Origin of the sequence: Pseudomonas sp. GWSMS-1, from assembly GCF_049847425.1 — a bacterium.
GTDB lineage: Bacteria > Pseudomonadota > Gammaproteobacteria > Pseudomonadales > Pseudomonadaceae > Aquipseudomonas.
On sequence record NZ_JBMHHV010000005.1, the window covers coordinates 531302 to 545063 of the forward strand.

13 protein-coding genes and 2 pseudogenes are annotated in these 13762 nt (G+C 59.7%); 8 read left to right on the forward strand and 7 right to left on the reverse strand.

The genetic code is table 11. The features are described 5' to 3' along the window. A pseudogene (locus ACEPAJ_RS05825) lies at positions 1 to 1010 on the reverse strand (alpha/beta hydrolase family protein). Between the two features lie 135 nt (positions 1011 to 1145). On the opposite strand from ACEPAJ_RS05825, the gene rpe reads away from it, so the two are divergent. From rpe to trpC, 6 genes and pseudogenes are all read left to right on the forward strand, one after another. Beyond that, entirely contained in the window at positions 1146 to 1820 is a 675-nt protein-coding gene (gene rpe, locus ACEPAJ_RS05830) for a ribulose-phosphate 3-epimerase (protein WP_425914083.1), read from the forward strand. Continuing rightward, positions 1817 to 2682, forward strand: a pseudogene (locus ACEPAJ_RS05835) (phosphoglycolate phosphatase). The gene rpe and the pseudogene ACEPAJ_RS05835 overlap by 4 nt, the downstream one beginning before the upstream one ends. 67 nt (positions 2683 to 2749) lie before the next feature. Continuing rightward, positions 2750 to 4258 carry an anthranilate synthase component I gene (gene trpE / locus ACEPAJ_RS05840; RefSeq protein WP_425914084.1) on the forward strand — a complete coding sequence of 503 codons (1509 nt, stop codon included), beginning with the start codon at positions 2750 to 2752 and terminating at the stop codon, positions 4256 to 4258. 11 nt (positions 4259 to 4269) lie between these two features. Next, the gene (locus ACEPAJ_RS05845; protein WP_425914086.1) at positions 4270 to 4863 is read left to right on the forward strand and encodes an aminodeoxychorismate/anthranilate synthase component II; all 594 of its coding nucleotides are present in this window, start codon (positions 4270 to 4272) and stop codon (positions 4861 to 4863) included. After that, complete coding sequence (trpD, locus tag ACEPAJ_RS05850; protein WP_425914087.1) at positions 4863 to 5912, forward strand: anthranilate phosphoribosyltransferase; 1050 nt, start codon at positions 4863 to 4865, stop codon at positions 5910 to 5912. The genes ACEPAJ_RS05845 and trpD overlap by 1 nt, the downstream gene beginning before the upstream one ends. Further along, positions 5909 to 6745, forward strand: coding sequence for an indole-3-glycerol phosphate synthase TrpC (trpC, locus tag ACEPAJ_RS05855; RefSeq protein WP_425914089.1), 837 nt, complete (start codon positions 5909 to 5911; stop codon positions 6743 to 6745). Before trpD ends, trpC begins: the two co-directional genes overlap by 4 nt. Positions 6746 to 6804: 59 nt before the next feature. Here the strand turns inward: trpC and crp are convergent, their stop codons facing one another. Continuing rightward, entirely contained in the window at positions 6805 to 7449 is a 645-nt protein-coding gene (gene crp / locus ACEPAJ_RS05860) for a cAMP-activated global transcriptional regulator CRP (RefSeq protein ID WP_090256093.1), read from the reverse strand. Positions 7450 to 7683: 234 nt separating this feature from the next. On the opposite strand from crp, the gene ACEPAJ_RS05865 reads away from it, so the two are divergent. Then, complete coding sequence (locus ACEPAJ_RS05865; RefSeq protein ID WP_090243951.1) at positions 7684 to 8109, forward strand: OsmC family protein; 426 nt, start codon at positions 7684 to 7686, stop codon at positions 8107 to 8109. 69 nt (positions 8110 to 8178) lie between these two features. Here ACEPAJ_RS05865 and coq7 read toward each other — a convergent pair whose 3' ends face one another. From coq7 to ACEPAJ_RS05880, 3 genes are all read right to left on the reverse strand, one after another. Continuing rightward, positions 8179 to 8826: a 2-polyprenyl-3-methyl-6-methoxy-1,4-benzoquinone monooxygenase gene (coq7, locus tag ACEPAJ_RS05870; protein WP_425914091.1), complete on the reverse strand. Its 648-nt coding sequence runs from the start codon at positions 8824 to 8826 to the stop codon at positions 8179 to 8181. Positions 8827 to 8934: 108 nt separating this feature from the next. Continuing rightward, complete coding sequence (locus ACEPAJ_RS05875; protein ID WP_425914093.1) at positions 8935 to 9768, reverse strand: formylglycine-generating enzyme family protein; 834 nt, start codon at positions 9766 to 9768, stop codon at positions 8935 to 8937. Further along, complete coding sequence (locus ACEPAJ_RS05880) at positions 9753 to 10091, reverse strand: histidine triad nucleotide-binding protein (RefSeq protein ID WP_425914095.1); 339 nt, start codon at positions 10089 to 10091, stop codon at positions 9753 to 9755. The genes ACEPAJ_RS05875 and ACEPAJ_RS05880 overlap by 16 nt, the downstream gene beginning before the upstream one ends. Before the next feature lie 198 nt (positions 10092 to 10289). Between ACEPAJ_RS05880 and ACEPAJ_RS05885 the strand changes: the two genes are divergently transcribed. Further along, positions 10290 to 11771: an AAA family ATPase gene (locus ACEPAJ_RS05885; protein WP_425914097.1), complete on the forward strand. Its 1482-nt coding sequence runs from the start codon at positions 10290 to 10292 to the stop codon at positions 11769 to 11771. A 4-nt stretch (positions 11772 to 11775) separates the two neighbouring features. Here the strand turns inward: ACEPAJ_RS05885 and ACEPAJ_RS05890 are convergent, their stop codons facing one another. Both ACEPAJ_RS05890 and ACEPAJ_RS05895 read right to left on the reverse strand, forming a co-directional pair. Continuing rightward, complete coding sequence (locus tag ACEPAJ_RS05890; RefSeq protein WP_425914098.1) at positions 11776 to 12567, reverse strand: SDR family NAD(P)-dependent oxidoreductase; 792 nt, start codon at positions 12565 to 12567, stop codon at positions 11776 to 11778. A gap of 56 nt (positions 12568 to 12623) precedes the next feature. Then, entirely contained in the window at positions 12624 to 13568 is a 945-nt protein-coding gene (locus ACEPAJ_RS05895; RefSeq protein WP_425914099.1) for a DUF805 domain-containing protein, read from the reverse strand. Positions 13569 to 13762 lie beyond the last annotated feature (194 nt).

Here is a 13762-nt window from a genome sequence, read left to right on the forward strand (position 1 = left end):
CTATTTGGCCTGCAGCTTGAGTGTTAGCCAGCCGCGGATACGCCGGTAGAGCTGCTCCTGTTCGGCGTCGCGGTTGCCCGGCAGGGCTTTCATTGCGACCTGTGTATAGGTGGTCTGCTTTTGCCGTTTGCTGGCTTGCGAGCGTTTGAGCGCGGCCTGGCGGTCGGCGGGCAGATCCTTGTAATAGAAGTCGCCGGTGGCCTGCGGAAGTTGCGGGATCAACTCATCCAGTGGCGGTGTGTAGCCGGCCGGCAACGCTGCGGCCACTAATAACAGGTTGTGGATATTGCCTGGCTTGCGTTCGGCCAGGTAGCGCGCGGCCCAGTAGGCGCCGCTGCCGTGCCCCAGCAGGACGACAGTCTTGGCTTGCTGCTGTTCGGCAAAACCGATGGCCGATTCGATGCGCGCCAAAACTCGGTCGGCATGGGCTTGCTGCTTTTCTTCGATGTTTTTCGCTTTGCTTGTCGCGGTTTCGGCGCTGTCGCGTGTGTCTGCGCGGGGCGCATCTACGGGTGTGTTGGCTTCCTCGGTCGACGCCGTTGCCGGATCGGCTTCGACCGGAGCTTTACCTGGAGCTTCAGTTTGCGGTGCTGGGCTGCGCAATGGGGGGCATCGCCGTTCGGGTCGGGCAGGGTCAGGCTGAGGCTGTGCCAGCCACCATTGGGCAGTTTGTGGCGTAAAGGGCCAACGCTTTGCGGCCAGTCGGCCGTTTCAGCATCGCCCGGCAAGATGATTACCACTCCGCTGGGTTCTGCGGCGTTGGCGGGTAGCCAAAGCGCGAGGAAGCGTTCATCGCCGGCCTGCAGTTGTTGTTGCTCCTGCTGCCCCAACTGCTGTTCAAGTGCAGTCGCTTCCATTTCGCTGCGCTCGGCCAGGGGCGCGCGCACGGGCTCGGTTGCTTCGGCAGCAGTGTCAGTTGAAGCAGCGTTTGCGCCGGCCTGCTCCTCGGCATGCAGCGGGCCGGTTAATAGCAGCAGGCTCAGAGCGGATGCGGCAGCGCGCGAAAACATGGTGCTCTCCAGGATGTGTCGTATTCGCTCAGCCTAGCCTTTTCAGTCCTGCTTTGTCAGGTGTCGCTGAGCGCGCCAGGCCTGCGATGGGGCTGGTACAATGCGCGCCATCCGTGAATACCCCCGAGGTGCGTTATGCAACCCTTCGCCATTGCTCCGTCGATCCTTTCTGCTGACTTCGCTCGCCTGGGTGAGGAAGTGGACAAGGTGCTCGCCGCCGGGGCTGACATCGTGCACTTCGATGTGATGGACAACCACTATGTGCCGAACCTGACGATTGGCCCGATGGTCTGCGCGGCGCTGCGCAAGTACGGCATCACCGCGCCAATTGATGCGCATCTGATGGTCAAGCCCGTGGATCGCATCATCGGTGACTTTATTGAGGCGGGCGCGAGCTACATCACGTTCCACCCGGAGGCGTCCGAGCATATCGACCGCTCCCTGCAGCTGATCCGCGAGGGCGGCTGCAAGGCTGGCTTGGTGTTCAACCCAGCCACGCCGCTGGATGTGCTCAAACACGTGATGGACAAGGTCGACATGGTCCTGTTGATGAGCGTTAACCCCGGTTTCGGTGGGCAGAAGTTCATCCCCCACACCTTGGAAAAGCTCAAAGAGGCGCGCGCGCTTATCGATGCGTCCGGGCGCGACATCCGCCTGGAAATCGACGGTGGGGTCAATGTGCGGAACATCCGCGAGATTGCTGCTGCAGGTGCTGACACCTTTGTTGCCGGTTCGGCAATCTTCAATCAGCCCGACTACAAAGCGGTGATTGACGCCATGCGCGCCGAATTGGCGCTGGCGCGCGGGTGAGCCTGCTACGCGAGTTATTTCACGGGGAGCTGCCGCGCCTGGTGATGTTTGACCTGGACGGCACCCTGGTGGATTCGGTGCCGGACCTGGCCGCAGCGGTCGATAAGACTTTGCTCTTGTTGGGGCACCCGGCGGCGGGTTTAGAGCAGGTGCGTAATTGGGTGGGCAATGGCGCGCGGGTTTTAGTGCGCCGCGCCCTGGCTGGCAGCCTTGAGCACACCGAGGTCGATGAGGCGCACGCCGAGCAGGCACTGCAGCTGTTTATGCAGTACTACGCCGAAAGCCATACGCTGACCCAGGTTTACCCTGGCGTGCGAGAAACCCTGGACTGGTTGCGCGAGCAGCAGGTTGAGTTGGCGATAGTGACGAACAAGCCTGAACAGTTTGTCGCGCCCTTGCTGGATGAGAAGGGCCTGGGTGGCTATTTCCGCTGGATCATTGGTGGCGATACCCTGCCTCAGCAGAAGCCTGACCCGGCGGCGTTGCTGCATGTGATGCAGTTGGCGCGGGTTGACGCCGCCCAGGCGCTGTTTATTGGCGACTCGCGCAACGATGTGTTGGCGGCCAGCGCGGCGGGTGTGCTGTGCGTGGCGCTGAGTTATGGCTACAACCATGGCCGGCCGATTGCCGAGGAGAACCCCGCGCAGGTGCTGGATAATCTGGCGGGCTTGGTGTGCCCGGCCGAGTCGCTGCTTTTGCCGGGCCTTGCGGGTTGATTCGGCTCTAACCCTGCGCTAGTGTGGCCGCACTCCTATCCCGCCTGAATTAAGAGAGCTTCGTGGTGGTTACCTGCACGCGTTGGTCGGCAAGCGCCGATATGAAAATCATCAAGGCCCTGGCCCGTTGGCGCTGGCGCCTCTGACCTGATCTTGGCCGCCCAGTCGGCACGCTTGCACACGACCGAATTACCTCAAGCCACGAGGCTGATCATGACCCGCGAAGAATTCCTGCGTTTAGCCGCTGCCGGCTATAACCGTATTCCTGTTGCCTGCGAAACCCTTGTGGATTTCGACACGCCACTGTCCATCTATTTGAAGCTGGCTGATGAAGCCAACACCTACTTGCTCGAGTCCGTTCAGGGCGGTGAGAAGTGGGGGCGTTACTCGATCATCGGCCTGCCGGCGCGCACCGTGCTGCGGGCTTATGAGCACGATGTGACGGTCAGCGTCGATGGCGTGGAGGTTGAACGCCATCACTGCGAAGACCCGTTAGCCTTTGTCGAGCAGTTCAAAGATCGCTACAAAGTGCCGACCCTGCCAGGTCTGCCGCGTTTTAACGGTGGGCTGGTCGGTTACTTCGGTTACGACAGCGTGCGTTATGTCGAGCCAAAACTGGCCAAGGGTGTAAACCCGGATGCGCTGGGCACACCGGATATTCTGCTGATGGTCTCCGATGCCGTGGTGGTGTTCGACAACCTCGCCGGCAAGATGCACGCCATCGTGCTGGTTGACCCCGCTGATGCGGATGCGTTGGAACAGGGGCAGGCGCGCTTGCAGGAAATTCTGCACAAGTTGCGTCAGCCGATTACGCCGCGCTTGGGGGTGGACTTGGCAGCGCCTGCTGCTGCTGATCCGGATTTTGTTTCCAGTTTCAAACGCGACGACTACGAGCACGCGGTTAAGGCGATCAAGGATTACATCCTCGCTGGCGACTGCATGCAGGTGGTGATCTCGCAGCGCATGTCGATTCCCTTTAAGGCTGCGCCGATTGATCTGTATCGCGCGCTGCGGTGTATCAACCCGACGCCTTATATGTACTTCTTTAACTTCGGCGACTTCCATGTGGTCGGCAGTTCGCCGGAAGTGCTGGTGCGCCTAGAAGATGGCTTGGTGACGGTACGGCCGATTGCCGGCACACGCCCGCGTGGCGCCAATGAAGAAGCCGACCTGGCTTTGGAAGAAGACCTGCTGTCCGATGCCAAAGAAGTCGCCGAGCACCTGATGCTGATTGATCTGGGCCGCAACGATGTCGGCCGGGTGGCCAGTACCGGTAGCGTCAAACTCACCGAGAAGATGGTGATCGAGCGCTATTCCAACGTGATGCACATTGTTTCTAACGTTACCGGCCAGCTTAAAGAAGGCCTGACCGCGATGGACGCGCTGCGCGCTATTCTGCCAGCGGGCACCTTGTCCGGTGCGCCGAAGATCCGCGCCATGGAAATTATCGACGAACTAGAGCCGGTCAAACGTGGCGTCTACGGTGGTGCCGTGGGCTACCTGGCCTGGAACGGCAACATGGACACCGCCATCGCTATTCGGACCGCGGTGATCAAAAACGGTGAGCTACATGTACAGGCGGGGGCCGGCATTGTGGCCGACTCAGTGCCCGCGCTGGAGTGGGAGGAAACGCTGAACAAGCGTCGCGCCATGTTCCGTGCTGTGGCGCTCGCCGAACAAACTGCCTCCGAGCAAACCGTTTCTGATCAGACCAAGCGCTGAGGAGTCCTGCCATGCTGCTGATGATTGATAACTACGACTCCTTTACCTACAACGTGGTGCAGTACCTGGGCGAGCTGGGTGCTGACGTGCACGTGATCCGCAACGACGAGCTGTCGATTGCCGAGATCGAAGCGCTGCAGCCTGAGCGCATCGTGGTGTCGCCCGGCCCGTGCACGCCGACTGAGGCGGGGGTGTCCATCGAGGCCATTCTGCATTTTGCCGGTAAGCTGCCAATTCTCGGTGTGTGCCTCGGCCACCAGAGTATTGGTCAGGCTTTTGGCGGCGATGTGGTGCGCGCACGCCAGGTGATGCACGGCAAAACCAGCCCGGTCTTTCATCGTGATCTGGGTGTGTTCGCCGGCTTAAACAATCCGCTGACGGTCACCCGCTACCACTCGCTGGTGGTCAAGCGTGAAACCCTGCCAGATTGCCTGGAAGTCACCGCCTGGACTCAACATGAGGATGGCGCGGTGGACGAAATCATGGGCCTGCGTCACAAGACTCTGCATATCGAGGGTGTGCAATTCCACCCCGAGTCGATCCTCACCGAGCAGGGCCATGAACTGTTCACTAACTTCCTCAAACAGCAAGGAGGCCTGCGCTGATGAATATCAAGGAAGCCCTTAACCGGGTGGTCAGCCAGCTCGATCTGTCGACCGAAGAAATGCAGGACGTGATGCGCGAGATCATGACCGGCCAATGCGCGGACGCTCAAATAGGCGCATTCCTGATGGGCATGCGCATGAAGAGCGAGACCATCGACGAGATCGTCGGTGCGGTCTCGGTCATGCGTGAGCTGGCCAGCCATGTGCACCTGCAGACCCTCGATCATGTGGTGGATGTGGTGGGTACTGGCGGCGATGGCGCCAATATCTTCAACGTGTCTACGGCGGCAAGCTTTGTGGTAGCCGCCGCCGGCGGCAAGGTGGCCAAGCATGGCAACCGTGCGGTGTCGGGCAAGAGCGGCAGTGCCGATCTGCTTGAGGCCGCGGGTATTTACCTGCAGCTGACGCCGGAGCAAGTGGCGCGGTGTATCGACAGCGTCGGCGTAGGCTTTATGTTCGCCCAGGTGCATCACTCGGCGATGAAGTACGCCGCCGTGCCGCGTCGTGAGCTGGGCCTGCGCACCATCTTTAATATGCTCGGCCCGCTGACCAATCCGGCTGGGGTCAAGCATCAGGTGGTTGGCGTATTCAGTCAGGCGCTATGCCGACCACTGGCCGAGGTGCTCAAGCGCCTGGGCAGTCAGCATATTCTGGTGGTGCACTCGCGCGACGGCTTGGATGAATTCAGCCTGGCAGCCGCGACCCATGTAGCCGAGTTGAAGGACGGGGTAATCAGTGAATATGAAGTGCTGCCGGAAGATCTCGGCCTAAAGAGCCAGAGCCTGGTCGGTTTGGCCGTGGAAAGCCCGGAGGCTTCGCTGGCCTTGATCCGTGACGCGCTGAGCAAGCGTAAAACTGAAGCCGGGCAGAAGGCCGCTGATATGATCGCGCTGAATGCCGGTGCGGCGTTGTATGCGGCAGATCTGGCGGCTAGCCTGAAAGAAGGGGTGGCGCTGGCTCACGATGCTTTGCATACAGGCTTGGCCTGGGAGAAGTTGCAGGAGTTGGTGTCCTTTACCGCCGTATTCAATGAGGAGAATGCCGGGTGAGTATTCCAACTGTTCTGGAGAAGATTCTTGCGCGAAAGGCTGAGGAAGTGGCCGCGCGTCGCGCCATCATTAGTCTCGCTGACATTGAGCAGCAGGCGCGCAGCGCCGATCCCGTACGCGGTTTTGCTCAGGCCTTAATGGCTCAGGCTAAGCGCAAGCAACCCGCGGTGATAGCAGAAATCAAGAAAGCTTCGCCGAGCAAGGGTGTGCTGCGCGAGCACTTCGTGCCGGCGGAGCTGGCTCAAAGTTATCAGAGCGGTGGCGCCACCTGTCTGTCGGTGCTCACGGATATCGATTTCTTTCAGGGCGCGGATCGTTACCTGCAAGAAGCCCGCTCGGCCTGTTCACTGCCGGTGATCCGCAAAGACTTTATGATCGACCCGTACCAAATCGTCGAGGCCCGCGCGCTCGGTGCCGATTGCGTGCTGCTGATCGTTTCTGCGCTGGAAGATGGGCAGATGGCAGAGCTGGCCGCCACGGCCAAAGCTTTTGATTTGGATGTGCTGGTGGAAGTGCATGACGGCGACGAGCTGGAGCGAGCGCTGAAGACGCTGGATACGCCGCTGGTGGGCATTAACAACCGTAACCTGCACACCTTCGAGCTTAACTTAGAGACCACCCTTGACCTGCTGCCGCGGATTCCGCGTGACCGCTTGGTGGTGACCGAGAGCGGCATTCTCAATCGCGCTGATGTTGAGTTGATGGAGATCAGCGAGGTCTATGCCTTTCTGGTGGGCGAGGCGTTTATGCGCGCCGACAACCCTGGGGCTGAGCTGGAGCGGTTGTTCTTCCCCGAGCGCAAGCGGATGGTCGTTTCGCCTGACGTGGACTGATCCATCAAACCATAAAAAAGCCGACGCATGCGTCGGCTTTTTTGTTGGCGTTTGCGGGCTCAGCGGGTGCCGAAGACCACCATGGTCTTGCCCTTGACGTTGACCAAGCCTTGTTCTTCCAAGGCCTTGAGTACGCGTCCGACCATCTCCCGCGAACAGCCGACAATACGGCCGATTTCCTGGCGGGTAATTTTGATCTGCATGCCGTCAGGATGCGTCATGGCGTCGGGCTGTTTGCATAGGTCCAACAGGGTGCGCGCTACGCGGCCAGTGACATCGAGAAAAGCCAGATCGCCCACTTTGCGCGTGGTGTTGCGCAGACGTTCGGCCATCTGGCTGCCCAGGGCGTAGAGGATGTCGGGGTCTTGCTGGGTGAGTTCGCGGAACTTGGCGTAGCTCAGTTCCGCGACTTCGCACTCAGTCTTGGCGCGCACCCAGGCGCTGCGTTCTTTTTCCGCTCCGTCCTTTTCGAACAGGCCCATTTCACCAAAGAAATCGCCGGAGTTGAGGTAAGCAATGATCATTTCCCGACCATCATCGTCTTCGATCAGAATGGTGACCGAACCTTTGACGATGAAGAACAGCGTTTCGCAGCGATCACCTGCATAGATGATGGTGCTTTTGGCGGTGTAGCGGCGACGGTGGCAATGCGCGAGAAGCTTGTCGAGATTTTTTATTTTAGGTGTGAGGGTAATAGCAACCATGCCCGAATCCCGAATTTATAAGAGTAAGCCGTTGTTTGGCTGGCGTTTCTAATAATAGTTATCTGTACAAGTGTGCCAGTAATTAGGCGCCATCTTAACAAACACCCTTATACCTGGTGTGGTTTTGCGACCTGGCTAACACTTAAGCGCGGAACTTAAGCGCAAGTGGAGCATGGCAGCTTGGCAAAAGTGCTGTGCTAAGCTGCGTTCCTTTTTAACAGCGGAGCCTGGGCAATGAAAGCGCGGATTCAGTGGGCCGGCGAAGCCCTGTTTATTGGTGAGTCGGGTAGCGGCCATGCAGTGGTCATGGACGGTCCGCCTGAGAGCGGTGGACGTAATCTGGGTGTGCGGCCGATGGAAATGCTGCTGATCGGCCTGGGTGGCTGCAGTAACTTCGATGTCGTCAGCATCCTGAAGAAGTCGCGCCAGGCTGTAGAAAGCTGCGAGGCGTTTCTGGAGGCTGAGCGGGCCACGGAAGAGCCCAAGGTGTTTACCAAGATCCACCTGCATTTTGTGGTCAAGGGCCGTGGCCTGAAAGAGGCACAGGTCAAGCGTGCGGTCGAGCTCTCGGCTGAGAAATACTGCTCGGCGTCGATCATGCTGGGGCGTGGTGGTGTCGAAATCACGCATGATTACGAAATTATCGAGCTGGCTGAATAAGCTGTCGCGCGATTCTCGTGATAGGCAAAAGGGCACCGAGGTGCCCTTTTTTGTGCCGCTGATTCAGCGTTATACGCGGTACGTGGTGCTGGTCATCACCTTGGCCAGCAGGCTCATGCCGAACTTCACCGGTGCGGGGAAGCGCAGGCCGCCGGCATCCAGGGCGTTGCAGGCATGCTGTTCTTCATCGACGCGCATCTGCTCGAGAATCGCCCGGGACTTCTGGTCGTCCTGAGGGATTTGCTGCAGGTGCTCGTCGAGGTGCTTGACCACTTGATCTTCGGTGGCCGCCACAAAACCCAGGCTGACTTTGTCACTGATCAGCCCAGCAGCCGCGCCGACGCCAAAAGACAGGCCGTAGAACAGCGGGTTAAGAATACTGGGCTGGCTGCCGAGTTGGCGGATGCGTTGTTCGCACCAGGCTAAATGGTCGATTTCTTCATCGGCGGCATGCTCCATGGTCTGGCGCACCTGTGGCAGCTTGGCGGTCAGGGCCTGACCCTGATACAGCGCCTGGGCGCACACCTCACCGGTGTGGTTGATGCGCATCAGGCCGGCAATATGCTGGGTCTGCGCGTCATCCAGCTCGGCTTCTGGCTGCACGATGGCCGGTGACGGTCGAGTGGGCTGGCCACTGAAGGGCAGCAGGGTCCGCAGCGCGGCATCGGCTTGCAGTAACAGGCGATCAACAGGTGAAAATTGACGTTCGCTGGCCATTGGGACCTCCGGCGATGACTACGGCGGTCAGTTTACTCCAAACCATGCGGAGGGTCTGTTGACGTTTCGTCGCAGCCTTTGCGTCACCCACAAGGTTGGGCCGCGTCGTCAAGGTAGCTCGCGCAGTACGCGAAAACCCAGGGCGTAGTTCTTGTGCTGCGGTTGCTTCATGTCGCGCTGGCTGCTATGGAGATAGCTGGGGCCGCTGTTCCACGCACCGCCGCGAACCGTCCGCGGGCTGTTGTCGAGTAACCCCGCGGCGACCTGCTCGCTGCCGTCGAAGGGGCTGACAAACCGCGAGGCCGTCCATTCCCAGACATTGCCTGCGGTGTCGTGCAAGCCAAAGGCGTTGGCGCTGAATTGGCCGATGAACGCGCTCTTATTCTGGATTAGGCGTGAGGTCGCGCAGCCACGGCAATGCGCGCGCGGCTGCGTTTCCGGGCTATTGAGCTGTTCGCCCCACCAGTAATAGCTATCAGTCCCCGCGCGTGCGGCATATTCCCACTCGGCTTCAGTGGGCAGTCGATAGCGCTGCCCGGTGACCTTGGATAACCATTGGCAGTAGGCCACGGCCTGATACCAGGAGACATTGATCACTGGCCGCTGCGCCGACAAGCCCCAGCCTTCGTTATTAGGCATCACCGTGTCGGTGGCAGCGGCATACTGCTGCCAGTCGGCAAAGCTGACCTCGTAGCGCCCCATAGCAAATGGGTGGTTGATTTCAATGGGCGTCAGCGGGCGTTCATTATGATTACCGCGGCCGCTGTGGTCGCCCAACACGTAATGGCCGGCCGGTACCACAATCAGTGACGGCCCCTGCTTGTCTTCGCCCAGAGGGTCGCTGAATACACGGCCTGGTGTTTGTGCTTGCGTCGGAGCACTGCCCAACAGGCCGAGCAGCATCAGCGTCGCCAGGTACTGGCGCTTCAACCCGGCGGCCATGCCAGCTGCCGTTGACCCAATACGTGCATATGGATGTGATAGACGGTTTGGCCGCCCAGCTCGTTGCAGTTCATCACCACCCGGAAACCGTCATCGCAGCCTTGCTCTTTGGCTAGGCGCTGGGCCGTGATGAGGATGTGCCCCGCCAATGCGGTATCGGCTGCGTTCAGGTCATTGAGGGTGCGGATATGTTTTTTCGGGATGACCAGGAAATGCACCGGCGCTTGTGGGCCGATATCGTGGAAGGCAATCACCTGATCATCTTCATAAAGCTTGCGCGCCGGTATTTCACCAGCGACGATCTTGCAGAACAGACAGTCCATGGACAGTCTCCTGGCCAATATAAAGAGGCCGAGTTTAACAGGCCGTTGAAAAACTACCTGCGTTGCCGATACTGCGTTAAAAACAGACTCAAAATGCTCATTTACTACTCGTAAACTCCGCTTTTTCGTCTGCTTTTGCCTTGTCCCGGCTGCCTCGCCGACATTTTTCAACGGCCTTTTTGTGGGCAAGGGGTGCGGGTGAAAAACGATATTCACGATCTTGGGCTGGTGCTGGATTCCAAAACCAAGCTGGTGCTGATTGAGTCTTGGGATGAGGTGCGGGTTCTGGAAACCCTCACCAGCCTGGCGGTGCGCCGCGGTCTTGGCTTGCAGGTGTGGTCGGTGACCGAGGGCCTGCAGCGTCTGGGCTTTTCTGTACAAGAGCCCGTCGACAGCACCACCCTGGAGCCGGAAACTGCGCTACGCCTGATTAAGGCTGATCCGCAGCCGACGCTGTATGTGATGTGTGACCTGCATCCGTTTCTCGACGACAACCCCAAGCTGGTGCGCCTGCTCAAGGAAATCGCCATGAGCGAGCTGCCCAGCAAGCCGACGCTGGTGCTGGTGTCCCACGCGTGCCGGTTGCCGCCGGAGGTGCAGCGTTACGCCTCGCGCTTCAGTCTGTCGCTGCCATCTGAAGAAGAGTTACTGGCCATTGTGCGCGACGAAGCCGCCGGCTGGAGTACGCGCAACCGCAATGCCCGCGTACGCACCGATAACCGCACCTTGCAGCAGGTGGTGAAGAATCTGCGTGGTCTCAGCCATGCCGAGGCGCGTGCGCTGGCGCGTAATGTGATCTGTGACGACGGTGCGATTACCCAGGAAGATTTGCCGGAGCTGAACAAGACCAAGTTCCAGTTGCTTGACCTCGATGGTGTGTTGAGTTTTGAGTACGACACGGCACGTTTCGCCGAGGTGGGCGGGCTTGGCAACCTCAAGCGCTGGCTGGGTGAGCGGCAGAGCATCTTCCTTGAGGGTAAAGGCGTTGATCTGCCCAAGGGCGCGCTGCTGGTCGGTGTACAGGGCGGCGGCAAAAGCCTGGCCGCCAAGGCGATCGCCGGTCTCTGGGGCTTGCCTTTATTGCGTCTGGACTTTGCCTGCCTGTACAACAAGTTCTTCGGTGAGACCGAGCGTAACCTGCGCGAAGCTCTCAAACTGGCCGAGCAGATGTCGCCGTGTGTGCTGTGGATCGACGAGATTGAAAAGGGCTTGGCCAGCGGCGACCACGATGGCGGCGTCAGCCAGCGTGTACTCGGTACCCTGCTGACCTGGATGGCCGAGCGCAAGGCCCCTGTATTTATGGTGGCCACCGCCAACGTCATCTCGCGATTGCCGCCGGAGTTGGTGCGCAAGGGACGGTTTGATGAGCTGTTCTTTGTCGACCTGCCGGATGCGGCCGTGCGTAGCGAAATCTTCCGTATTCACCTGATGCGCCGCGAGTTGGATCCGGCGGGCTTTGATTTGGCTGAGCTGGCGGCGACTTCTGAAGGGTTTTCCGGTGCTGAGATCGAACAGGCAGTGGTGAGTGCCCTGTATGCCGCACAAGCGCAGCAGCAGCCGGTTGCCCAGGCCGTATTGCTGCAAAGCATTCAGACCACTGCGCCGCTTTCAGTGATCATGGCCGAAGACCTTGCGGCCCTGCGCGCCTGGGCGGATGGGCGCACGGTGAGTGCGAGCTAGGGGGTTAGAGCGGTTTGCCGAACTGGCGATTCAAGCGTGCGCTGATCCGTCGTACCAGCCAGCGTGGCCCCAAGCGTGGGCTGAGTGCGAGCAGGCGGTTGCGCCAGCCAGGGATTATGATCGCGCGATTCTTATCCAGCGCCCTAACAGTGATGAGTGCGACTTCTTCGGCACTCATCATCAACTTACTGCCCTGCAGGGTTGTGGCGTCCATGTTCGCGCTGCGGAAAAACGCGCTGCGGGTTGGGCCCGGACACAGGACGGACACCTTGACGCCGTAGGGCTTGAGCTCCTCGCGCAAGCCTTCAGAGAAGTGCAGCACATAGGCTTTGCTTGCGTAATAGTTGCTCATGCCTGGGCCCGGTTGAAAGCCTGCCACCGAGGCCACGTTGAGAATCTGCCCGCTGCCTTGGCCGGCCATAACGGTGCCGATGGCGTGACAGAGGCGGGCGAGGGCGAGGACGTTCAGCTCGATCAACGCCTGTTCGCGCGCCCAGTCCTGGGCTACATAGACGCCACAGGTGCCAATGCCGGCGTTATTCACCAGCAGGTCGATATGCAGTCCGCTTTCTTCCAGTTCATGCAACAGGCCGCTGACGCGAAGGGGCTTGCTCAAATCACAGGTACGAAACAGCACTTCCACCGCGAAACGCTGGGTCAGTTCGCTGGCGATACTTTCCAAGGCGTCGCGCTGGCGTGCCACCAAAATGAGATTACGACCCCGTCGGGCCAGGGCTTCGGCAAGTGCTAGGCCAATGCCACTGGAGGCTCCAGTGATAAGCGCGTAACGGCTCATGGGTTCTCCGTGAAGGAGCCTTGCGGCTCCATGCACTGGCTAAGGTGGTGATGGGGTTAGAGGTTGGCGCCGGTCAAAAAAGCCAGCGAAGGTAGCGCAATCGCCAGAACAATACCCAGTGCTATCGCGGCCAGCCACAAGCCGGCCAACACTTTAACGGCGGTGCTGTTCGGGGGGGGCGGTGGGCCGAAGCGATTGGCTTCGGTGCTGCCGGGAATGACGAACATCAGCAGAGAAAACACCCCGCCGATCACGGGTACCAAGGTGACCAGCAACAGCCAGCCAGACCAGCCAATGTCATGCAGGCGCTGCACGCCGAACATGATGCCGGCCACCGCCACCGCAATCCCCACCACGACCATCAAAAGACCGCCAAGAATCTCCGAGACCGCAAAGAACCCGGCCGCGATACCGAACAACGGCAAGCACGTCAGCATCAGCACCATCGACCATGCCAGGTAACGCAAGCGGCCGATTCGTCCGTCGGTGGTAAAGGTATTCAACTCGCCAAACGCCGGCAGTGTTTCGCCCACTGCTGCCTTGGGAGTGGCGTAAGGTGTGGTGACTGCGCTGGTCACTTGTGGCGGGTTTTCCGCGAGCTGGGCCTGTCGCGCCATGAATTTCTCGATAACTATGCCGCAGGCTGAGCACTCGATGGCTTTTGCCTGTGGGTGAGCGCATTTGGGGCAGATCATCTGGGCGTCGCTTGGAGCTTCATTGCCTTGCCCGCGGTGGTCATCGGTTTCTACTAGGCTCAGGCTGGCAGCCAAGTCCGGCTCTTTGCGCACCTTTGCCCCGGCACCCTGCAGGGCCTTGAGGTACTGGTCGGCCTCGTTTTCGCTGAGGTCACGTTTGATCTCGACAGTGCCGCCTTTAAACAGCGAGTTAATTCGGGTGTGGTCGCTCTTGAACAACCGCGCGAGATTCTCCTTGGCGGTTTCCAAGCTTATGTCAGGCATCAACTCGCCGTTGAACACAATCTTGAAGCGGGCTTGGGTCATGTCGGCGTCCTTGTCGGTGCCTGAGTGGATTTGCGTTACAGACTATCTGCCGCGCAGGCCAGTAAACAAGCCACTTTGCACGCAAATGTGTGCTTGCTTACGCTCTACCTCTTCATGCTAGGCCTAGCATGAAGAGGTAGGTTGCTTGTGCTGACTCACTGCAGCGCCTTGAGGTTACTTGGCCGAGTACAGGG

Excerpts from the sequence above, each read along its gene's own strand:
- rpe (WP_425914083.1), top strand. The coding sequence starts at position 1,146 with ATGCAACCCTTCGCCATTGCTCCGTCGATCCTTTCTGCTGACTTCGCT.
- trpE (WP_425914084.1), top strand. The coding sequence starts at position 2,750 with ATGACCCGCGAAGAATTCCTGCGTTTAGCCGCTGCCGGCTATAACCGT.
- ACEPAJ_RS05845 (WP_425914086.1), top strand. The coding sequence starts at position 4,270 with ATGCTGCTGATGATTGATAACTACGACTCCTTTACCTACAACGTGGTG.
- trpD (WP_425914087.1), top strand. The coding sequence starts at position 4,863 with ATGAATATCAAGGAAGCCCTTAACCGGGTGGTCAGCCAGCTCGATCTG.
- crp (WP_090256093.1), bottom strand. The coding sequence starts at position 7,449 with ATGGTTGCTATTACCCTCACACCTAAAATAAAAAATCTCGACAAGCTT.
- ACEPAJ_RS05865 (WP_090243951.1), top strand. The coding sequence starts at position 7,684 with ATGAAAGCGCGGATTCAGTGGGCCGGCGAAGCCCTGTTTATTGGTGAG.
- coq7 (WP_425914091.1), bottom strand. The coding sequence starts at position 8,826 with ATGGCCAGCGAACGTCAATTTTCACCTGTTGATCGCCTGTTACTGCAA.
- ACEPAJ_RS05875 (WP_425914093.1), bottom strand. The coding sequence starts at position 9,768 with ATGGCCGCCGGGTTGAAGCGCCAGTACCTGGCGACGCTGATGCTGCTC.
- ACEPAJ_RS05880 (WP_425914095.1), bottom strand. The coding sequence starts at position 10,091 with ATGGACTGTCTGTTCTGCAAGATCGTCGCTGGTGAAATACCGGCGCGC.
- ACEPAJ_RS05890 (WP_425914098.1), bottom strand. The coding sequence starts at position 12,567 with ATGAGCCGTTACGCGCTTATCACTGGAGCCTCCAGTGGCATTGGCCTA.
- ACEPAJ_RS05895 (WP_425914099.1), bottom strand. The coding sequence starts at position 13,568 with ATGACCCAAGCCCGCTTCAAGATTGTGTTCAACGGCGAGTTGATGCCT.